The 19,573-nt window shown below is 71.8% G+C and carries 16 protein-coding genes; 8 read left to right on the top strand and 8 right to left on the bottom strand.

The window, feature by feature from the left end; translation table 11 throughout:
* Positions 1–8: 8 nt before the first annotated feature.
* From BJ961_RS12505 to BJ961_RS12490, 4 genes are all read right to left on the bottom strand, one after another.
* The gene (locus tag BJ961_RS12505) at positions 9–686 is read right to left on the bottom strand and encodes a GntR family transcriptional regulator (protein WP_271321374.1); all 678 of its coding nucleotides are present in this window, start codon (positions 684–686) and stop codon (positions 9–11) included.
* 130 nt (positions 687–816) lie between these two features.
* The gene (locus BJ961_RS12500; protein ID WP_271321373.1) at positions 817–1,767 is read right to left on the bottom strand and encodes a beta-ketoacyl-ACP synthase III; all 951 of its coding nucleotides are present in this window, start codon (positions 1,765–1,767) and stop codon (positions 817–819) included.
* A 172-nt stretch (positions 1,768–1,939) separates the two neighbouring features.
* Positions 1,940–2,092, bottom strand: a complete 153-nt coding sequence (locus BJ961_RS12495) for an MFS transporter small subunit (RefSeq protein WP_271321372.1) — start codon at positions 2,090–2,092, stop codon at positions 1,940–1,942.
* Complete coding sequence (locus tag BJ961_RS12490) at positions 2,061–3,401, bottom strand: OFA family MFS transporter (protein ID WP_271321371.1); 1,341 nt, start codon at positions 3,399–3,401, stop codon at positions 2,061–2,063. Before BJ961_RS12490 ends, BJ961_RS12495 begins: the two co-directional genes overlap by 32 nt.
* Positions 3,402–3,607: 206 nt before the next feature.
* Between BJ961_RS12490 and BJ961_RS12485 the strand changes: the two genes are divergently transcribed.
* The 5 genes from BJ961_RS12485 to fdhD are packed head-to-tail and all read left to right on the top strand — an operon-like array spanning position 3,608 to position 10,181.
* Positions 3,608–4,579 carry a 2-dehydropantoate 2-reductase gene (locus tag BJ961_RS12485; protein WP_271321370.1) on the top strand — a complete coding sequence of 324 codons (972 nt, stop codon included), beginning with the start codon at positions 3,608–3,610 and terminating at the stop codon, positions 4,577–4,579.
* Positions 4,576–6,504 (top strand): molybdopterin oxidoreductase family protein, encoded by a 1,929-nt coding sequence (locus BJ961_RS12480; RefSeq protein ID WP_271321369.1) that lies wholly within the window; start codon positions 4,576–4,578, stop codon positions 6,502–6,504. The genes BJ961_RS12485 and BJ961_RS12480 overlap by 4 nt, the downstream gene beginning before the upstream one ends.
* The gene (locus BJ961_RS12475) at positions 6,485–8,443 is read left to right on the top strand and encodes an NAD(P)H-dependent oxidoreductase subunit E (RefSeq protein WP_271321368.1); all 1,959 of its coding nucleotides are present in this window, start codon (positions 6,485–6,487) and stop codon (positions 8,441–8,443) included. Before BJ961_RS12480 ends, BJ961_RS12475 begins: the two co-directional genes overlap by 20 nt.
* A complete protein-coding gene (locus BJ961_RS12470; protein WP_271321367.1) occupies positions 8,440–9,300 on the top strand; it encodes a 2Fe-2S iron-sulfur cluster-binding protein in 861 nt (286 codons plus the stop codon). The genes BJ961_RS12475 and BJ961_RS12470 overlap by 4 nt, the downstream gene beginning before the upstream one ends.
* Before the next feature lie 32 nt (positions 9,301–9,332).
* On the top strand, positions 9,333–10,181 hold the full coding sequence (gene fdhD / locus BJ961_RS12465; RefSeq protein WP_271321366.1) for a formate dehydrogenase accessory sulfurtransferase FdhD: 849 nt from the start codon (positions 9,333–9,335) through the stop codon (positions 10,179–10,181).
* A 158-nt stretch (positions 10,182–10,339) separates the two neighbouring features.
* Here fdhD and BJ961_RS12460 read toward each other — a convergent pair whose 3' ends face one another.
* Positions 10,340–11,362, bottom strand: a complete 1,023-nt coding sequence (locus BJ961_RS12460) for a bile acid:sodium symporter family protein (protein WP_271417026.1) — start codon at positions 11,360–11,362, stop codon at positions 10,340–10,342.
* Between the two features lie 189 nt (positions 11,363–11,551).
* On the opposite strand from BJ961_RS12460, the gene BJ961_RS12455 reads away from it, so the two are divergent.
* The 3 genes from BJ961_RS12455 (at position 11,552) to BJ961_RS12445 (ending at position 15,461) form a co-directional block, all read left to right on the top strand.
* The gene (locus BJ961_RS12455; protein WP_271321365.1) at positions 11,552–12,433 is read left to right on the top strand and encodes a LysR substrate-binding domain-containing protein; all 882 of its coding nucleotides are present in this window, start codon (positions 11,552–11,554) and stop codon (positions 12,431–12,433) included.
* 284 nt (positions 12,434–12,717) lie between these two features.
* The gene (locus BJ961_RS12450; RefSeq protein ID WP_271321364.1) at positions 12,718–14,544 is read left to right on the top strand and encodes an AMP-dependent synthetase/ligase; all 1,827 of its coding nucleotides are present in this window, start codon (positions 12,718–12,720) and stop codon (positions 14,542–14,544) included.
* Between the two features lie 83 nt (positions 14,545–14,627).
* Positions 14,628–15,461 (top strand): aldo/keto reductase, encoded by an 834-nt coding sequence (locus tag BJ961_RS12445; RefSeq protein WP_271321363.1) that lies wholly within the window; start codon positions 14,628–14,630, stop codon positions 15,459–15,461.
* Positions 15,462–15,530: 69 nt separating this feature from the next.
* Here BJ961_RS12445 and BJ961_RS12440 read toward each other — a convergent pair whose 3' ends face one another.
* From BJ961_RS12440 to BJ961_RS12430, 3 genes are all read right to left on the bottom strand, one after another.
* On the bottom strand, positions 15,531–16,232 hold the full coding sequence (locus tag BJ961_RS12440) for an SDR family oxidoreductase (RefSeq protein WP_271321362.1): 702 nt from the start codon (positions 16,230–16,232) through the stop codon (positions 15,531–15,533).
* Between the two features lie 106 nt (positions 16,233–16,338).
* Positions 16,339–17,265 carry a class I SAM-dependent methyltransferase gene (locus BJ961_RS12435; RefSeq protein WP_271321361.1) on the bottom strand — a complete coding sequence of 309 codons (927 nt, stop codon included), beginning with the start codon at positions 17,263–17,265 and terminating at the stop codon, positions 16,339–16,341.
* A gap of 163 nt (positions 17,266–17,428) precedes the next feature.
* Positions 17,429–19,168 (bottom strand): cellulose 1,4-beta-cellobiosidase, encoded by a 1,740-nt coding sequence (locus BJ961_RS12430; protein ID WP_271321360.1) that lies wholly within the window; start codon positions 19,166–19,168, stop codon positions 17,429–17,431.
* Positions 19,169–19,573: the final 405 nt, after the last annotated feature.

Raw genomic sequence — 19,573 nt, 5'->3', positions numbered from 1 at the left:
CTCTGACCTCAGGATTCTCCGCGCTCGTGGTACGAACGCCGGGTGTGCTCCGTGTGCTCGCGCATCAGCCGGGTCGCCGCCTGCTCGTCCCGGCCGGTGATGGCGGCGATCAGCCCCCGGTGCTCGATCCAGGACTGCCGGCCGCGCTGCCGGGCGACCGGGGTGTAGTACCAGCGGACCCGGCGGTCGACCTGTGCGGCCAGTTCGGCGAGGACGGCGTTGCCCGCCAGCTCCATGACCTTGCCGTGGAAGCGGGCGTTGCAGGCGACGGCGGCGTCCACGTCCTCGGCGGCGACGGCCCGCTCCCCCTCCTCGCACAGCTCCTCCAGGGCGGCGACGCCGACACTGGACGCGTTGGCCGCGGCGAGCCGCGCCGCCTCGGCCTCCAGGAGCGTACGGACCGTCAGGAGCTGGTCGGCCTCCTCCTCCGTCGGCTCGTGCACGAACGCGCCCTGCGCGGGGCGCAGATCGACCCAGCCCTCGGTGTTGAGCCGCTGCAGCGCCTCGCGCACCGGCTGCCTCGACACCCCGAGGTGACCGGCGAGTTCGCTCTCGACGAGGTGCTGGCCGGGCTGGAGAGCCCGGGTGGTGATGAGTTCGAGCAGCGCCTCGTAGACCCGGTCCCGCAGCGGGCCGGGCCGCTCCAGCTTGGGCACCGCGCCCTGCGGCAGTCCTGCGGACAACATCGGTCCCCCCTCGACGGCCGGAACACAATCGGTACCCGGAAGTATCGATTGTCTTTCGTCTACAGTCTACGGCGCGCTCCACGCCCGGAACCGGGCGTGTAGGGCACGTCACATCGGGGGCGCCGGGGCGTCAGGGGCAGCGGACGACCTGTCCGGCGTAGGAGAGGTTGCCGCCGAAGCCGAAGAGCAGCACGGGGTCCCCGGCGGTGATCTCGCCCCGCTCGACCAGCTTGGACAGGGCGAGCGGGATGCTCGCCGCGGAGGTGTTGCCGGACTCGACGACGTCGCGGGCGACGACGGCGTTGACGGCGCCGATCTTCGCTGCGAGGGGTTCGATGATGCGCAGGTTGGCCTGGTGCAGGACGACCGCGGCGAGGTCGGCCGGCTCCAGACCCGAGCGCTCGCAGGCCCGGCGCGCGATGGCGGGCAGCCGGGTGGTCGCCCAGCGGTAGACGCTCTGGCCTTCCTGGGCGAACCTCGGCGGTGTCCCCTCGATGCGGACCGCGTTGCCCATCTCCGGCACCGATCCCCACAGCACGGGGCCGATCCCCGCCTGCTCCCCGGGCGCGGCGGCCTCCACCACGGCGGCCCCCGCCCCGTCGCCGACCAGCACGCAGGTGGTGCGGTCGGTCCAGTCGGTGACCTCGGACATCTTGTCCGCGCCGATGACCAGCGCCCGGCTCGCGGAACCGGCCTGTACGGCGTGGTCGGCGGTGGCCAGCGCGTGGGTGAACCCCGCGCACACGACGTTGACGTCCAGCGCGGCGGGGCCCGGGATGCCGAGGCGGGCCGCGACACGGGCCGCGGTGTTCGGGGAGCGGTCGATCGCGGTGGAGGTGGCGACCACGACCAGGTCCACGTCGGCGGGGGTCAGCCCGGCAGCGGCGAGTGCCTTCGCGGCGGCGTGGCCGGCCAGCTCGTCGACCGGCTCGTCGGGTCCGGCGATCCGGCGCGACCGAATGCCCACCCGGCTCCTGATCCACTCGTCGCTGGTGTCGACCATGCCCGCCAGGTCCTCGTTGGTGAGGATCCCGGCGGGCTGGTAGTGGCCGACGGCGGTGATGCGGGAGCCTTGGTGCATGGGTGGAGTCCTCGCTGCCTCGGGTACGGGATCCACCAGTGTGATCAGTGACCGACGGGTACGACGGCAGGTGATACGACAGGAAACGGGCGCCTGGGTTGTCGGCTTCGGTCAGCATCCTCCGCCGCCCTCGGCCGTCCCCGCTTCCCCGTCCCCGCCGTCGCGGGCGGCGTCACCCGGTGAAGAGCTGGGTCGCCTTCCTGACGAGTTCGTACAGCCCGTAGGCGAGCGGTGCGCCCACCCAGAGCCAGGTGAAGGCGATCAGCGGCCGCCGGTCGGGCAGGTCGGGCGCGTCAGGCGGACTCTGGCTGCTGTCGGACGACATCGTTGCCCTCCTTCTCCGTCGGGGTCGCGGGTTCGTGGTGCCGGGCGTGGACGGGGCGGACGAGTTCATTGGCGACGAAGCCGACGACCAGCAGCCCGATCATGATGAGGAAGGACGTGCCGTACAGGTCCGAGCCGTGCCGACCGGCCTCCTCCTGGTGATCGGCGATCCAGTTCACGATCAGCGGCCCGAGGACACCGGCCAGCGACCAGGCGGTGAGCAGCCGGCCGTGGATCGCGCCGACCTGGTAGGTGCCGAAGAGGTCCTTCAGGTAGGCGGGGGCGGTGGAGAAGCCGCCGCCGTAGAAGGAGAGCACGACCAGGGCGCAGAGGACGAAGAGCGGCTTGGAGGAGTCGCCGAACAGCGCGATCAGGGTGTACATGAGGGCGCCGACACCGAGGTAGACGCGGTAGATGTTCTTGCGGCCGATCAGGTCCGAGGTGGAGGACCAGCCGATCCGCCCCGCCATGTTGGCCGCCGACAGCAGGGCCACGAAGCCTGCCGCGGCGGTCGCCGACACGGGGGTGGGGGTGTCGGCGAAGAAGTCCGTGATCATCGGCGCGGCCTTCTCCAGGATGCCGATGCCGGCCGTGACGTTCATACAGAGCACGATCCACAGCAGCCAGAACTGCGGGGTGCGCATCGCCGAGCGCGCCGAGACCTGGACCCCTTCGAGCGGGGCGGGCCGGCCGTCCGCCCCCTCCTTCGGCCGCGGCACCCGTACCAGCAGCACGCCGAGCAGCATGAAGACGGCGTACGTCAGTCCGTGGACGAGGAAGGCGAGGGCGATCCCGGAGCTGTCGGTGCCGAAGGACTTCAGCATCTGGGCGGACCAGGGCGAGGCGATGAGGGCGCCGCCGCCGAAGCCCATGATGGCGATGCCGGTGGCCATGCCCGGCCGGTCCGGGAACCACTTGATCAGCGTCGAGACGGGCGAGATGTAGCCGATACCGAGGCCGATCCCGCCGACGAAGCCGTAGCCGAGGACGATCAGCCAGTACTGCTCCGCCGCCGCACCGAGCGCGGAGAGCAGGAAGCCCGAGGAGAAGCAGACGAGGGCGACGGTCATCGCCCAGCGCGGCCCGCGCCGTTCCACGAGCGTGCCGCCGAACGCGGCCGAGAGGCCGAGCATGACGATGCCGAGCTGGAAGGGCAGCGCGCTCTGCGTGCCGCTGAGGCCGAGCGCGGACTCCAGGGGCGGTTTGAACACGGACCACGCGTAGGCCTGGCCGATGGAGAGGTGGACCGAGAGAGCGGCCGGGGGGACGAGCCAGCGGCTCCAGCCCGGGGGTGCGACGGGGGGACTCATGGGTCCCCAACCGTAGGCATCGGGCAAGCGCTTGAGAAGACTGTTGAGCGGACAACTACAGACCACCACTACTGCTGCACAAAGCCTTGCCGCCCTAACCTCCATACTGTAGACAATATTTCGTCGACATCATTGGGTGGCGTCGGCAGATTTCCCGAAGTCTTCCGGTTCCTCGGTATCCCTCGACCGAACGGAGCTCCCCCGCCATGAAAGTCGCAGTCCTCGGCGCCGGGGCGATCGGCGCCTACGTCGGCGCCGCGCTCCACCGTGCGGGCGCCGACGTGCATCTCATCGCCCGTGGACCGCACCTGGCGGCCATGAGGCAGTACGGGGTAAGGGTGCGCAGCCCGCGCGGCGACTTCACCGCGCACCCGCGCGCCACCGACGACCCGGCCGACGTCGGCCCGGTCGACTACGTGTTCCTGGGCCTGAAGGCCACCTCGTACGCGGCGTGCGGGCCGCTGATCGAGCCGCTGCTGCACGACTCGACGGCGATCGTGGCCGCCCAGAACGGCATTCCGTGGTGGTACTTCCACCGGCACGGCGGCCCCTACGACGGACGCCGGCTGGAGAGCGTGGACCCGGCCGGGACGGTCAGTGCGGTGCTCGCGCCGGAACGGGCCGTCGGCTGCGTGGTGTACGCGGCCACCGAACTCGAACAGCCCGGCGTCGTACGGCATGTCGAAGGCACCCGGTTCTCGGTCGGTGAGCCGGGCCGGGACGTCTCGGCACGGTGTCTGGCGTTCAGCGAGGCGATGCGGGCGGGCGGCCTCAAGTGCCCGGTCGAGCCGGACCTGCGGGGCGACATCTGGCTGAAGCTGCTGGGCAACATCTCCTTCAACCCGATCAGCGCCCTGGCCCGCGCCACCATGCGGCAGATGTGTCTGCACGGCGGCACCCGCGAGGTCATCGAGACCATGATGACCGAGACGCTGACGGTCGCCCGGGCCCTCGGCTGCGAGGTCGACGTCTCCATCGAACGCCGCCTCGCGGGCGCCGAACGGGTCGGCGACCACCGCACCTCCACGCTCCAGGATTTGGAGCGCGGCAAGCCGCTCGAACTCGACGTCCTGCTCGCGGCCGTCGTCGAGCTGGCGGAGATCACCGGGGTCCAGGTGCCCACCCTGCGCACCGTGCACGCCCTGTCGGACCTGCTCGCGCTGAGGAGCGCCGCATGAGGAAACGCGACCGAACCCCCAAGACCTACACCCGCCTCACCCACCCCCTGGTCCGGGACTCCCGCGACGAGCCGTTCCGCCGGGCGACGTGGGAGGAGGCCCTGGACCGCACGGCCCGGGGCCTGGCCGCGGCGCGCGGCGCGTTCGGGATGTTCTCCTGTGCGCGGGCGACCAACGAGATGAACTACGTCGCGCAGAAGTTCGCCCGGGTGGTCATGGGCACCCACAACGTCGACTCCTGCAACCGCACCTGTCACGCACCGAGCGTCGCGGGCCTGTCGGCCGCCTTCGGCTCGGGCGGCGGCACCTCCTCCTACGAGGAGATCGAGCACACCGACGTCATCGTGATGTGGGGCTCCAACGCGCGCTTCGCGCACCCCATCTTCTTCCAGCACGTGCTGAAGGGCATCCGGGGCGGCGCCCGCATGTACGCCGTCGACCCGCGCCGCACCTCCACCGCCGAGTGGGCGGAGAGCTGGCTCGGCCCGAACGTCGGCACGGACATCCCGCTGGCGCACGCGGTCGGCCGGGAGATCATCCACGCGGGCCTGGCCAACGAGGCGTTCATCGCCCGCGCGACGACGGGCTACGACGCCTACAAGGCCCTGGTCGAACCCTGGACGCTCTCCCTGGCCGAGAAGGTGACCGGCGTACCGGCCGCCGCCATCCGCGAGTTGGCCCACGCCTACGCCCGCGCCGAGCGCGCCCAGCTGTGCTGGACCCTCGGCATCACCGAGCACCACAACGGCACGGACAACGTGCGCGCCCTGATCAACCTCTCCCTGCTCACCGGCCACGTCGGCCGCTACGGCTCCGGGCTGCAACCCCTGCGCGGCCAGAACAACGTGCAGGGCGGGGGCGACATGGGCGCCATCCCCAATCGCCTCCCCGGCTTCCAGGACGTCCTCGACCCGGAGGTCCGCCGGAAGTTCGAGACGGCCTGGGACACGGTGGTCGAGCCGCGCCACGGCCTCACCCTGACGGAGATGTTCGAGGCGATGGACACCGGGGAGCTGCGCGCCGTCTACTGCGTCGGCGAGAACCCGGCCCAGTCCGAGGCGGACGCCGAGCAGGCGATACGCCGCCTGCGGGCCCTGGACTTCCTCGTCGTCCAGGACATCTTCCTGACCAGGACCGCCGAACTGGCCGACGTGGTCCTCCCGGCGACCGCCGGCTGGGCGGAGACGGACGGCACCACGACCAACAGCGAGCGGCGCGTGCAGCGGGTCCGCAAGGCGGTGAGCCCGCCGGGCGAGGCCCGGGAGGACATCGACATCCTCTGCGACCTCGCGGCCCGCCTCGGGCACGACTGGAAGTACCCGGACGCGGAGGCGGTCTGGAACGAACTGCGCTCCCTCTCCCCCGACCACCACGGCATGACGTACGCCCGCCTGGAACAGCACCAGGGCATCCAGTGGCCGTGCCCGAGCACGGAGGAGCTGGAACCGACCTACCTCCACGGCAGGTTGTGGGCCCGGGACCCGGACCGCCGCGGCCGCCTCGCCCCCTTCGGCATCGTCCGGCACGACCCGCCCGTGGACCTCACCGACGAGCACTACCCGATCCGGCTGACCACGGGACGGCGCCTGGACTCCTACAACACGGGGGTTCAGAGCGGCGGTTACGCCTCTCCGCTGCGTCGCGGCGAGGCCGTCGAGCTGTGCCCGGAGGACGCCGAACGCTACGGGGTGGCGGTCGGCGAGGAGGTCCGGGTCACCTCCCGGCGCGGTTCGCTTCTCGCGCCCGTGTGGGTCGACACGGCCCTGCGCCCCGGGCTCGCCTTCATGAGCTTCCACTTCCCCGACGAGGTGGACACCAACCAGCTGACCATCGAGGCCAACTGCCCGATCGCCGGGACGGCGGAGTTCAAGGCCTCGGCGATCCGGATCGAGAAGGTGAGCACCGGTGGACCTGCGCTTCGGTGACGGCAAGCCCACGGACGAGGAACGCGCCGCCGTGGACGCCCTGCTCGGCCCGCCCGAGTCCTCCTGGGAGGGCGCCGACCGCTCCGACGCCGACCTCAGGTGGGCACGCGGCGGCCGGGAGGCCCGGAACCGCCGCGACCAGCTCCTGCCGGCCCTGCACGCGCTCAACGACCGCGTCGGCTGGATCAGCGAGGGCGCCCTGGACTACGTGTGCCGACGCCTGACCGTCCCCCCTGCCGAGGCATACGGGGTGGCCACCTTCTACGCCATGTTCTCGGTCCGCCCCCGCCCGGCGACCGTCCTGCACGTCTGCACGGACCTGGCGTGCACCGCGGCGGGGGCGAGTGAACTGTGCGCGGCGGTGGAGGCACGCCTGGGCCCGGAGAGCGGCGTGAAGGTCGAGCGATCTCCCTGCCTGGGCCTGTGCGAACGGGCGCCGGCAGCGTTGGTGATCCGGGCAGGTGCTCCAGCTGACGCCGCGCAGGGGGCCGTTACAGCCCGTCCGGCGTTTGAGGACGAGGCCGTCCAGGCCGACAGCGAGGGGCCGGGAGCGGCAGCCCCCGGGGTCGGGACAGGGAAGGGGCGGCGGGGGCGAAACACCCTCCACGCGACGGCCGTATGCGCCCCCGCGACCCCGGACACGGCAGTCCACACCGCCACCGGCCCCGAATCGGCCCCCGCCGAACCCGCCTCCGCCCTGGCGGTCCCCCAGACCGGCGCCCCCGACCTCACCCTCCTCAAACGCGTCGGCACCGTGGACCCCACCTCCCTCGACGACTACCGCGCCCACGGCGGCTACACCGCCCTCCGCCGCGCCTTCGCCCTCGGCCCCGCCGCCGTCATCCGCGAGGTCACCGACGCCGGCCTGGTCGGCCGCGGCGGCGCCGCCTTCCCCACCGGCCGCAAGTGGCAGGCGACGGCCGCCCAGCCCGACCACCCGCACTACCTCGTCTGCAACGCCGACGAATCCGAACCGGGCACCTTCAAGGACCGCGTCCTCATGGAGGGCGACCCGTACGCCCTCGTCGAGGCCATGACGATCGCCGCGTACGCGACCGGCGCCCACCGGGGCTACCTCTACCTCCGCGGCGAGTACCCCCGCGCCACCGCCCGCCTCACCCACGCCATCGAGCAGGCCCGCACCCGCGGCCTCCTCGGCGACGACGTCCTCGGCCAGGGCTACGCCTTCGACATCGAGATCCGGCGCGGCGCGGGCGCGTACATCTGCGGCGAGGAGACGGCCCTGTTCAACTCCATCGAGGGCCGCCGCGGCGAGCCCCGCTCCAAGCCGCCGTTCCCGGTCGAGAAGGGCCTGTTCGGCAAGCCGACGGTGGAGAACAACGTCGAGACGCTGGTCAACGTCCTGCCCATCCTGACGAGGGGAGCCGAGGCGTACGCCGCGATCGGCACCCCGGCGTCCACCGGCCCGAAGCTGTTCTGCGTGTCCGGCAGCGTCGCCCGCCCCGGCGTCTACGAGCTCCCCTTCGGCGCCACACTCGGCGAGCTGCTCACCCTCGCCGGGGTCCGCGACGGCCTCCGCGCGGTCCTGCTCGGCGGCGCCGCCGGCGGCTTCGTCCGCCCCGACGAACTGGACATCCCGCTCACCTTCGAAGGCACCCGCGAGGCGGGCACGACGCTCGGCTCCGGCGTCGTCATGGCCTTCGACGACACGGTCCCGCTCCCCCGCCTGCTCCTGCGCATCGCGGAGTTCTTCCGCGACGAGTCGTGCGGCCAGTGCGTGCCCTGCCGGGTCGGGACCGTACGCCAGGAGGAGGCGCTGCACCGGCTCGTCGACCGCACCGGCGCCGACGCCGACGGCGACATCACCCTCCTGCGCGAGGTCGGCCGCGCGATGCGGGACGCCTCGATCTGCGGTCTGGGGCAGACCGCGTGGAACGCCGTGGAATCCGCCATCGACCGTCTGGGGGCGTACGAATGACCGCGATACCGCTCGGAGTGCCGCGCCGCCTGGTGGAGTTCACCCTCGACGGGCAGGAGGCCCGGGTCCCCGAGGGGTCCACGATCCTCGACGCCTGCCGGGCGGTCGGCACGGACGTGCCGACCCTGTGCGAGGGCGACACGCTCACCCCGAAAAACGCCTGCCGGGTCTGCGTGGTGGACGTCGAGGGCGCCAGGACCCTGGCACCCGCCTGTTCGCGCACGGCGGAGCCGGGCATGGTGGTGCGCACCGACACCGAGCGCGCCCGGCACAGTCGCAAGGTGGTCCTCGAACTCCTCGCCTCCTCGGTCGACCTCTCGACGACCCCCTCGGTCGCGCGGTGGCTCAAGGAGTACGAGGCGAAGCCGGACCGCTTCGGCCCGGACGCGGCCCGCGTCGACGAGGAACCGCGCGTCGACAACGACCTCTACGTGCGGGACTACGGCAAGTGCGTCCTCTGCTACAAGTGCGTGGACGCCTGCGGCGAGCAGTGGCAGAACAGCTTCGCGATCTCCGTCTCCGGCCGCGGCTTCGACGCCCGGATCTCGGTCGAGCACGACGGCCCGCTCACCGACTCGGCGTGCGTCTACTGCGGCAACTGCATCGAGGTGTGCCCCACGGGCGCCCTGTCCTTCAAGTCCGAGTACGACATGCGGGCGGCCGGGACGTGGGACGAGGCGCGGCAGACCGAGACGACTACCGTGTGCGCGTACTGCGGAGTGGGCTGCAACCTCACGCTCCACGTGCAGGACAATGAGATCGTGAAGGTCACCTCACCGCACGACAACCCGGTGACCCACGGCAACCTGTGCATCAAGGGCCGCTTCGGCTACCAGCACGTACAGAACCGGGACTGACCGGCACACCGACCGGCGCAAGGGGCACGAACATGGGACGAGTCACGGAACGACGCAAGGTCATCCGCATCAGGGACGGGGCGGTCTCCACCCGGCCGGACACGCTCGTCGCCGAGGAACCGCTGGAGATCCGGCTCAACGGCAAGCCCCTCGCCATCACCATGCGCACCCCCGGCGACGACTTCGCGCTGGCGGCGGGCTTCCTGGTGAGCGAGGGGGTGCTGGCCGAGCAGGGCGACCTGCGGAACATCGTGTACTGCGCGGGTGCGACGGCCGACGGCTCCAACACCTACAACGTGGTCGACGTGAAGACCGCCCCCGGTGTGCGGGTCCCCGACATCACGCTGGAGCGGAACGTCTACACCACCTCCTCCTGCGGCCTGTGCGGCAAGGCGAGCCTGGACGCGGTGCGCACGACGGCCCGCTGGCCCATCGCCGACACACCCCCGCTCCGCGTCACCCCGGAACTCCTCGCGGACCTTCCCGACCGGCTGCGCGCCTCCCAGCGGGTCTTCGACCGGACGGGCGGGCTGCACGCGGCGGCGCTGTTCACCGAGGACGGCGAGCTGGTGGACGTACGCGAGGACGTGGGCCGGCACAACGCGGTCGACAAGCTGGTCGGGCGTGCCTTGCAGAACGGGGACCTGCCCCTGTCCCGGTCCGTGCTGCTGGTGTCGGGCCGGGCCTCCTTCGAGCTGGCGCAGAAGGCCGTGATGGCCGGTATCCCGGTACTGGCCGCGGTGTCGGCGCCGTCCTCACTCGCCGTGGACCTTGCGGCCGAGACGGGGCTGACGCTGGTGGGCTTCCTGCGGGGCAGCTCCATGAACGTGTACGCGGGTGAGGACCGCGTCGCCCTGCGGGCCGCGGCCGTCCAGGGCTGACTCCCCTCTCCCCGCGGCACGGCGGCGGGGTCCCGGCCGGCGGGGAGCGCCCCCTGCGCCGCGGGGCCCCGCCTCGAACCGCGGACGGCCGTGCGGGCGTCGGCCGCGCACGGCCGGCCGGCCCGTCCGGCGGCACTCACCGGCCCCGCCGGGCCGGTTCAGCCGGAGCCGCTCCCGGCCCCCGCGCCGGTACCGGCGATGGTGCGGACACGGGCGCCCGGCGCCTCGGCGGGGACCGCCTCCGGGTCGTGCGACCGGCGTTTGGCGATGACCGCGCACACCATCAGCTGCATCTGGTGGAAGAGCATCAGCGGCAGCACGGCCAGCGAGGCCTGGGCGCCGAACAGGACGCTCGCCATGGGCAGCCCGGCGGCCAGCGACTTCTTGGACCCGGCGAACTGGATCGCGATCCGGTCCTCCCGCCCGAAGCCCAGCCCCTTCGCCCCGTACCAGGTCAGGACCAGCATCACGGCCAGCAGTACCGCCTCGACGGCCAGCAGCCCGGCGAGGCGCACCGGGCTCACCTGGTGCCAGATGCCCTGGACCATGCCCTCGCTGAACGCGGTGTAGACGACCAGCAGGATCGAGCCGCGGTCCACCAGCCCGAGCACCTTCTTGTGCCGGGCGACGAACCCCCCGATCCACCGGCGCAGCGCCTGCCCGGCCACGAACGGCACCAGGAGTTGCAGCACGATCTCCACCACCGAGTCGGCGGAGAACCCGCCCCCGTCGCCCCCGAGCAGGGCGGCGGCGAGCAGGGGTGTGACGACGATGCCGACCAGCGAGGAGAAGGACCCGGCGCAGATGGCGGCGGGCACGTTGCCGCGGGCCATGGAGGTGAAGGCGATGGACGACTGGATCGTCGACGGGACCAGGGTGAGGAAGAGCAGGCCCTGGTAAAGGGGGTCGGTCAGGAACACCGGGACCAGACCCCGCGACGCCAGGCCGAGCAGCGGGAAGACGACGAAGGTGCAGGCCAGCACGGTGACGTGGAGCCGCCAGTGCCGTACGCCGTCCATCGCCTCGCGGGTGGAGAGCCGGGCGCCGTAGAGGAAGAAGAGGAACGCGATCGCGCCGGTGGAGGCGCCGGAGGCGACGTCCGCGCCCGTGCCCCGGGCCGGCAGCAGCGCGGCGAGGCCCACCGTGCCGAGCAGCAGCAGGATGTACGGGTCGATCGGCATCCGACGCGGCGGGCGTAGGCGTTTCACGGTGCTCCACTTGCTCGGTACTCGCTCGGTGATCGCTCGGTACTCGCTCACCCGACGGGGCCACGGGTCCCCGCTCCATCGTGCTCTCCCGTCCCGTGATCGGGAATCCGGTATACCGCTCTGACTGTCATCACGATCGCCGATCACCGCTAGGCTGGAGGGATGTACGAGCCGTCCCACCTGCGCACGTTCCTGTCGGTGGCCCAGACGCTGAGCTTCACGCAGGCCGCCCGGCGGCTGGGGCTGCGCCAGTCGACGGTGAGCCAGCACGTGCGGCGCCTCGAGGACGCCGCCGGGCGGCAGCTGTTCAGCCGCGACACGCACTCCGTGGAGCTGACGGAGGACGGGGAGGCGATGCTCGGCTTCGCACGCCGGATCCTGGAGGTGCACGAGCAGGCGACCGCCTTCTTCACGGGCACCCGGCTGCGCGGGCGGCTGCGGTTCGGGGCGTCCGAGGACTTCGTGCTGACCCGGCTGCCGGAGATCCTGGAGGGCTTCCGGCACGACCACCCCGAGGTCGACCTGGAGCTGACGGTGGAGCTGTCGGGCACGCTGCACGAGCAACTGGCGGCCGGGAAGCTGGACCTGGTGCTGGCCAAGCGGCGGCCCGAGGACCCGCGGGGCGAGCCGGTGTGGAGCGACCGGCTGGTGTGGATCGGCGCGGAGCGGCTGCGCCTCGAACCGGACCGCCCGGTGCCGCTCATCGTCTACCCGCCGCCGGGCATCACCCGCGCCCTCGCCCTGGACGCCCTGCGACGGGAGGGCCGCGAATGGCGCCTCGCGTGCACCAGCGGCAGCCTGAACGGTCTGATCGCGGCCGCCCGCGCGGGCCTGGGCGTGATGGCGCACTCGCGTGGCCTGATCCCGCCCGGCCTCGTACGGGTGCCGGACCGGGCCGGGCTTCCCGAGCTGGGCCGTGTCGACTTCGTCCTGGTGCACGGCCGGCGCCGTCCCTCGGCGCAGGAAGCCGCGGACGCGCTGGCGGCGGCGGTCCTGGCGGGCGGCGACCGGCTGCACCGGCCTCGACGGACCGGCCTCGGATAGGCGGGCCGCTCGGCCCGGCGCGACCGGGACGGGAAGTGGAGGGATTCGCTCCGGCGGCTTCGTACCGGCGGTAACCGCGCCGTACAGATTCGGTGGAGATTACGCCACCGAATCTCGCTCAACCCTCGGGAAACTGTCCGACCCTTCCCCATGTGAGCGCATTTCCTCTCGCTGACCAGCGCGAACATGAGCCCTGTTCGATTTTGACGCCCCTCCCGCCCCCGCGTCGGGTGGGGTAGCTTTCGGCGCTGTGCGGGGAGGCCATCGGAAGCGGGGAGCGGGGTTTGCGCGAGTTCACCAGTCCTCCGTCGACGTCGGCACCACCGGTGGGCGGTCTGGCCGACGTCGTCTTCCAGTACGCCGAGGAGGATCCGCGGCACATCGCGCTCGGCCGCAAGGACGACGCCGGGCAGTGGCGGGACGTCACCGCGGGCGCCTTCCGCGACGAGGTGCTGGCCCTCGCCAAGGGACTGCTGGCCCAGGGCATCCGCTTCGGCGACCGGGTCGCCATCATGTCCCGCACCCGCTACGAGTGGACCCTCTTCGACTTCGCCCTGTGGACGATCGGCGCCCAGGTGGTGCCGGTCTACCCGACCTCCTCGGCCGAGCAGTGCATGTGGATGCTGTACGACGCCGAGGTGACCGCGGCGGTCGTGGAGCACGAGGACCACGCGATGACCATCGCCACGGTCATCGACCGGCTGCCCCACCTGCGCGGGCTGTGGCAGCTCGACTCCGGCGCCGTCCAGGAGCTGTACGACGCGGGCGCGCACCTCGACGACGAGGTGGTCCACCGGCACCGCAGGGCCGTCACGCCGGAGTCGGTCGCCACCGTCATCTACACCTCGGGCACCACCGGCCGCCCCAAGGGCTGCGTCATCTCGCACGGCAACTTCATGTGGGAGGCGGACACCGTCATCGAGCGCTGGGAGCCGGTGTTCCACTCCAAGCGGGGCGACGAGGCGGCGACCCTGCTGTTCCTGCCGCTCGCCCACGTCTTCGGACGGATGGTGGAGGTCGCGGCGATCCGCGGCCGGGTCCGCTTCGGCCACCAGCCGCAGCTGAACGCCGCGGCTTTGCTGCCGGACCTGGCGGCCTTCCGGCCGACCTTCATCCTGGCCGTGCCGTACATCTTCGAGAAGGTGTTCAACGCGGCCCGGCGCAAGGCCGAGAAGGAGGGGAAGGCCGGTCCCTTCGAGAAGGCCGTCGAGGTGGCCGTGAAGTACGCGGACGCGGTGGAGGCCAGGGCCTGGGGCACCGGGCCCGGCCCGTCGGCGGCGCTGCGGATGCAGCACCAGCTCTTCGACAAGCTCGTCTACGCCAAGGTGCGGGCCGCGATGGGCGGACGCATCCGCAACGCCATGTCGGGCGGCTCGGCGATGGACCGGCGGCTCGGGCTGTTCTTCGCGGGCGCGGGCGTGCAGATCTACGAGGGCTACGGCCTGACCGAGTCCACGGCGGCCGCCACCGCCAACCCGCCCGAGCGCACCCGCTACGGCACCGTCGGGCAGCCCGTCCCCGGCATCACCGTGCACATCGCGGACGACGGCGAGATCTGGCTGAACGGCGACAACGTCTTCGAGGGCTACCTGAACAACCCGAAGGCCACCGACGAGACCCTGCACGACGGCTGGCTGGCCACCGGCGACCTGGGCTCACTGGACGAGGACGGGTACCTGACCATCACCGGCCGCAAGAAGGAGATCCTGGTGACCTCGGGCGGCAAGAGCGTCTCGCCCGGTCTCCTGGAGGAGCGGGTACGCGACCATCCGCTGGTCAACCAGTGCATCGTGGTCGGCAACGACCGGCCCTACGTCGCCGCCCTGATCACCCTCGACCAGGAGGCGGTCGAGCACTGGCTGACGATGCGCAACAAGCCGCGGATGTCCCCGGCCGACCTGGTGCACGACGCCGATCTGGAGACCGAGGTGCGCCGCGCGGTCGTGGCGGCCAACACGCTCGTGTCGCAGGCCGAGTCCATCCGCACCTTCCGCATCCTGGCCCAGCCGTTCACCGAGGAGCACGGGCTGCTGACGCCTTCGCTGAAGCTGAAGCGCAAGGCCATCGAGAACGCCTACGGCACCGAGGTCGAGGCCCTCTACACCGCGTGAGTCCGAGGGTCAGGAATGCGTCGGGGCTCGCGATCGTTGACGATGGGAGTACCACCTGACCACAAACGAAGGATCAAGAGCTCGTGAGCAGCAAGGTCCCCCCGATCACCCTGAACAACGGCGTCGAGATGCCCCAGCTGGGCTTCGGCGTCTGGCAGGTGCCGGACGCCGAGGCCGAGACGGCCGTCGCCCGGGCGCTGGAGGCCGGGTACCGCAGCATCGACACAGCGGCGATCTACGGCAACGAGGAGGGCACCGGCAGGGCGATCGCCGCCTCGGGGCTGGCCCGTGAGGACCTCTTCGTCACCACCAAGCTCTGGAACAGCGACCAGGGGTACGACTCCACGCTCCGCGCCTTCGACACCTCGCTGGCGAAGCTCGGCCTGGACCACGTCGACCTCTACCTGATCCACTGGCCCGTGCCGGCCCGGGACAAGTACGTCGACACCTACAAGGCCCTCGAGAAGCTCCTCGCCGACGGCCGGGTCCGGGCCGTCGGCGTGTCCAACTTCCTGCCGGAGCACCTGGAGCGGCTGATCGCCGAGACGTCGGTGATCCCGGCCGTCAACCAGATCGAGCTGCACCCCCACCTCCAGCAGCACGCCGCCCGCGAGGTGCACGCGGAGCAGGGCATCGCCACCGAGGCCTGGTCCCCGCTCGGCTCCGGCAAGGGCATCCTGGACATCCCGGCGATCGTGGCGATCGCGCAGAAGCACGGCCGCACCCCGGCCCAGGTCGTGCTGCGCTGGCACCTCCAGCTGGGCAACGTGGTGATCCCGAAGTCGGTGACGCCGTCCCGGATCGAGGAGAACATCGACGTGTTCGGTTTCGCCCTGGACACCGAGGACCTCGCGGCGATCAGCGCGCTCAACGAGGACCGGCGGCTGGGTTCGCACCCGGCGGAGGTCAACTCGTAGGCGGTCCCGCAGCGCCGAAGGGGCCCGGCCGCACTCGGCCGGGCCCCTTCTCCCGTCTCGTCTCCCGTCTCAGTTGGGCTGCCCCAGCGGCCGTACGACCACGGTGTTGACGTCGACCCCGGCGGGCTGGGTCATGGCCCAGACCACCGAGTCGGCGATCTGGTCGGCGGTGAGCAGGTCACCCGGCGGCAGGCCGCCGGTGGTGTCCCAGAACGGGGTCTCCACCCGGCCGGGCGCGATCAGGGTCACGCCCACTCCCCACTGGGTCACCTCCCGCCGGGTGTTCTCGGCGAGGCCGGTCACCGCCCACTTCGTGGCGCCGTAGATGTTGCCCGGCGTGTTCACGAACCCGGCGACGCTGCCGACCAGCACGATCCGCCCGCGCGTCGCCCTGAGCGCGTCGATGGACGCCCTGATCAGCAGGGCCGGGCCCAGCACGTTGGTCAGCACCATCTCGGTCCAGCCCGCCGGGTCGCCCTCGGCGACCGAGTCGTGGGTGGCGAAGCCGGCGTTGGCGACGACCGTGTCGAGGCGGCCGAACTCCTTGAGCGTGGCCTCGACCGCGGCGCTCACCTGGGTGTGCTCGGCGGCGCTGCCCCGGATCGTCAGCAGGCCCTCGGGGTCGCCGAGTTCCGCGCTGAACGCCCGCAGTCTCGCCTCCCCGCGCCCCGTGACGGCCACCCGCTGTCCCGCGTCCAGCAGCCGCCGGGCGACAGCGGCTCCGATGCCGCTGCCGCCGCCGGTGATGAGCGTGACCGGTGCGTCGGTCATGGTTCCCCCCGTGTGTGTTCCCGCTTCTTCGTCGTACGGATTCGTACGGATGGCGGGGAGTCCATCACTTGGAGCGCTCTCGAAGTCAAGTGCTCACGCGGGACCGTCAGACGGGCCGTACCGCCGTGTAGACGGTGTGCGCCACCAGGACGAACACGTCCTGGCGCCTGTGCACGCCCGCCTCGTCCGCCGGATCGAGCAGCCGGTCCAGGGTGGCGAGGTCGTCCGCGTCGAGACCCTCCCCGATCCGCTCGCGCAGCCGCGACAGCGACGTGGTGACGTAGTCACGGGCCGCGTCGGAGACGGGCGCGGGCAGGTCGAGCAGGAAGCTGCGGGTACCGGTGTGCTTCAGCCCGGCGGCGGTCAGCATCGCCGGCCAGTCCTCGGTCTCGGCCACGGAGTCCGGCAGGTCCGCGCGCATCCCGGCGAACACGTCCTCCTCGACGGCGCGGAGCCTGGCCTGGAGCCCGGGGCGCCCGATGCCGATGTCGCGGGGCAGGAACCGGGCGGGCAGCCCGCCCTCCAGGATCGCCAGCGTGCCGCCGGGCGCGAGGTACCCGCCGAGGGCGGCTAGGGCCGCGCGCTGGTCGGGAAGGTGGTGCAGGCTCTGGCTGGCCCAGATGAGGTCGGCGGGGTAGTCCAGCTCGGCCAGCGCGTCGGGCAGGTCGCCGGCGAGGGTGCCGAAGCGGTCGCCGAATCCGAGCCGCTCGGCGCGGGCGCGGGCCCGCTCGAGAAGTGGCGGGGCGCCGTCGGCGGCGACGACGCGGGCGCCGGCAAAGGTGTCGGGGAACAGGCTGGAGACGACGCCGGGTCCGCTGCCGACGTCGACGATCAGGCCGGGATCGCCCACTTCCCGGGCCAGCCAGTCCAGGGCCTGCCGGTACAGGGGCGTGTACAGCTCGGCCTGCGCCTCCAGGTGCGGGGCCATCTCGGCCCAGTCGATGTCGCCGTGGTCGTGCGCCTGTCCGTGGTGGTGCCCATGGCCGTGCTCGTGGGCGGGTCCGTGTGTCTCGTGGTGGTGGTCGTGCGCCATGCCGGTCAGCCTCCCGTTCGCGGTGCCGCCAGGGTGCGACGACTCACCGCCGCGGTGCAACCGATGTTGCCGCTTCCGCAAATCGGGGGAGGCCACCGGGGCCCGGCCCGCACGGACCGGACCCCGAAGACTCACCCGCGCGTCGCGCCGCGCGGGAACCCGCTCACGACAGGGGCGGGTAGGCGTTCTTCATGAGCTCCTGGAACTGCGCGGAGAACCAGGCCCCGGAGATCGGGGCGTCGGGCAGGGCGCCCGACATGCTGTTGCCGTTGCGCTCGTTGCCCGTGTAGGTGGGGTCGCACATCCGGTCGAAGCCCTTGCCGTCCGGGTTGTCGATCAGCTTGCTGGAGCCGTCGGACTCGCCCGGGGGCTTCATCCACACGTACGCGTCGATCCCGGCGGCGGGGCTGGCCTGCGGACGCTCGCCGAGGCCCGCGCCGGACTGGTTGCACCAGTTGCCGAGGTGGATGCGGCGGTCGTAGCGCCCGCCGTCCACGTAGGTGTTCACGTCGGTCGACGCACCCGGTCCGCTGGGCCGGTCGGCGCCGCCCCAGCCGTTGCGGGAGGTGTCGATCAGCATGCCCAGGTTCGAGTCGAAGCCGATCGAGACCAGCTTGTCGCGCATGGCCTGGGCGTAGGACAGCTCGTCGGTGTACTGGTTCCAGTCGACCCAGTCGGACTGGCGCACGGAGGTCCCGTTCACCGAGTCCGTGATCGTGAAGTTCTCCTCCTTCAGGGCGCTGTAGTTGGCGGTGTTGACGATGAAGCCGTGCACGTCGTCGAGGGTCGCGCCCTCGGTGGTGGCGGCGGTCTTGAAGATCTCGGCCGAGGGGCCGAAGTTGGTGTCCCAGCCGAGCCAGCCGTGGTGGCCGGCGTCGACGTAGTTGTAGACGTTGCCGACGCCGCCGAGCTTGTTCAGGGCGTAGCCGACGCCCTTCTGGTAGTTGCCGTTGGCCTTCATCACGTCGCAGTTCTCCGTGACGGTCGGCCGCCCGGAGACGTTGGTGATCAGGTTGGGCAGCGAGTCGATCTCGACCGTGGTGACGATCCGGAGGTCCGCGTACTTCGCGTCGGAGAGGATCTCGGCGATCGGGTCGATGTACTCGGTCTTGTACCGGTCGATCTCGGTCGGGCCCAGTTCACCGTTGGAGGCGAGGGCGGAGCAGTCGCGTCCCGGCAGGTTGTAGATGACCAGCTGGACCACCATCTCGCCGGAGCCCTTCTGCTCCAGCGCGGCGTCCAGGTGGTCGCGCAGGCCCATGCCGCCGTTCGCGCCCTCGATGGCGGCGATCCGGTCGAGCCACACACCGGTCGGCTCGTCGGCGATGCGGTCGCCGCCCGGTTCGGCGGCGGCGTTGGCGGACCACTCGGGGTTCACGTAGACCTGGGCGCCGTCATAGGGGTTGTCCACCCGGTCGCCCGGGCCGGTGGGGTCGGTCGGCGGGTCGGTCGGATCGGTGGGCGGGTCCGTCGGGTCGGTCCCGCCGTCGACGTTGCAGGTCACGCCGTTGAGGGTGAAGGTGGCCGGGACCGCGTTGCTGCCGCTGTAGGTGCCCTGGAAGCCGAAGCTCGCCGAACCGCCCGTGGACAGGGTGCCGTTGTAGGACTCGTTGGCCGCGGTGACGGCGGCACCGCTCTGGGTGACCTTCGCGTTCCAGCCGTTGGTGACCTTCTGGCTGCCGGCGTACGTCCATCCCAGCGACCAGCTGGAGGTGGCGGCGCCGTTGTTGGTGACGGTGACGGCAGCGGTGAATCCGCTTCCCCAGTCGTTCTGCACCTTGTAGTCGACGGTGCAGGCGGCGGCCGCGGCTCCGGCGCTCGCGGAATGAGCGGCCAGTGCCGTGCCGGAGGCGCCGGCGACCAGGGTCAGGGCGGCGAGCATCGCGGTTCTGGTACGGGTCATGAGTGCGGGTTCCTTCTTTCGTGGGGGTGCTGTCGTCCCGGGCCGCGCGTGAGTCGACGCGGCCCGCTGCCGATCGGCATGGGGGTGCCGTCGTGATCGGAGGTCAGGAACGGCCCGCGGACACGGTGGTGTCGTCCACGGGGTGTACAGGCCGGCGGGCCGGCCGGGGAGGGGACGGACGTACCGCGGCTGGAGCCGCGGCTAAAAGTCCTGAACACGGAACGTGGAGCGGGGGGTGTCGCATGAGCGACTCCTTGCAGTTCAAGCGCGTCGTGACGAACGCGTCGACTGATGGAACCGCTCCCACTGGTGCAGCGAAGGTAGCGCCAAGTGACGGCAAAGAACAGAGGAGTAACCGACTTTCTCCCCGCCGCACCCGTCGAATCTTTTCGACTCTTCACACAT

Source organism: Streptomyces lienomycini (assembly GCF_027947595.1).
GTDB classification, from domain to species: domain Bacteria; phylum Actinomycetota; class Actinomycetes; order Streptomycetales; family Streptomycetaceae; genus Streptomyces; species Streptomyces lienomycini.
The sequence above is the reverse complement of the archived record's forward strand: the minus strand, read 5'-3'. Positions and strand labels throughout refer to the sequence as shown.

Excerpts from the sequence above, each read along its gene's own strand:
- BJ961_RS12505 (WP_271321374.1), bottom strand. The coding sequence starts at position 686 with ATGTTGTCCGCAGGACTGCCGCAGGGCGCGGTGCCCAAGCTGGAGCGG.
- BJ961_RS12500 (WP_271321373.1), bottom strand. The coding sequence starts at position 1,767 with ATGCACCAAGGCTCCCGCATCACCGCCGTCGGCCACTACCAGCCCGCC.
- BJ961_RS12495 (WP_271321372.1), bottom strand. The coding sequence starts at position 2,092 with ATGTCGTCCGACAGCAGCCAGAGTCCGCCTGACGCGCCCGACCTGCCC.
- BJ961_RS12490 (WP_271321371.1), bottom strand. The coding sequence starts at position 3,401 with ATGAGTCCCCCCGTCGCACCCCCGGGCTGGAGCCGCTGGCTCGTCCCC.
- BJ961_RS12485 (WP_271321370.1), top strand. The coding sequence starts at position 3,608 with ATGAAAGTCGCAGTCCTCGGCGCCGGGGCGATCGGCGCCTACGTCGGC.
- BJ961_RS12480 (WP_271321369.1), top strand. The coding sequence starts at position 4,576 with ATGAGGAAACGCGACCGAACCCCCAAGACCTACACCCGCCTCACCCAC.
- BJ961_RS12470 (WP_271321367.1), top strand. The coding sequence starts at position 8,440 with ATGACCGCGATACCGCTCGGAGTGCCGCGCCGCCTGGTGGAGTTCACC.
- fdhD (WP_271321366.1), top strand. The coding sequence starts at position 9,333 with ATGGGACGAGTCACGGAACGACGCAAGGTCATCCGCATCAGGGACGGG.
- BJ961_RS12460 (WP_271417026.1), bottom strand. The coding sequence starts at position 11,362 with ATGCCGATCGACCCGTACATCCTGCTGCTGCTCGGCACGGTGGGCCTC.
- BJ961_RS12455 (WP_271321365.1), top strand. The coding sequence starts at position 11,552 with ATGTACGAGCCGTCCCACCTGCGCACGTTCCTGTCGGTGGCCCAGACG.
- BJ961_RS12440 (WP_271321362.1), bottom strand. The coding sequence starts at position 16,232 with ATGACCGACGCACCGGTCACGCTCATCACCGGCGGCGGCAGCGGCATC.
- BJ961_RS12435 (WP_271321361.1), bottom strand. The coding sequence starts at position 17,265 with ATGGCGCACGACCACCACCACGAGACACACGGACCCGCCCACGAGCAC.
- BJ961_RS12430 (WP_271321360.1), bottom strand. The coding sequence starts at position 19,168 with ATGACCCGTACCAGAACCGCGATGCTCGCCGCCCTGACCCTGGTCGCC.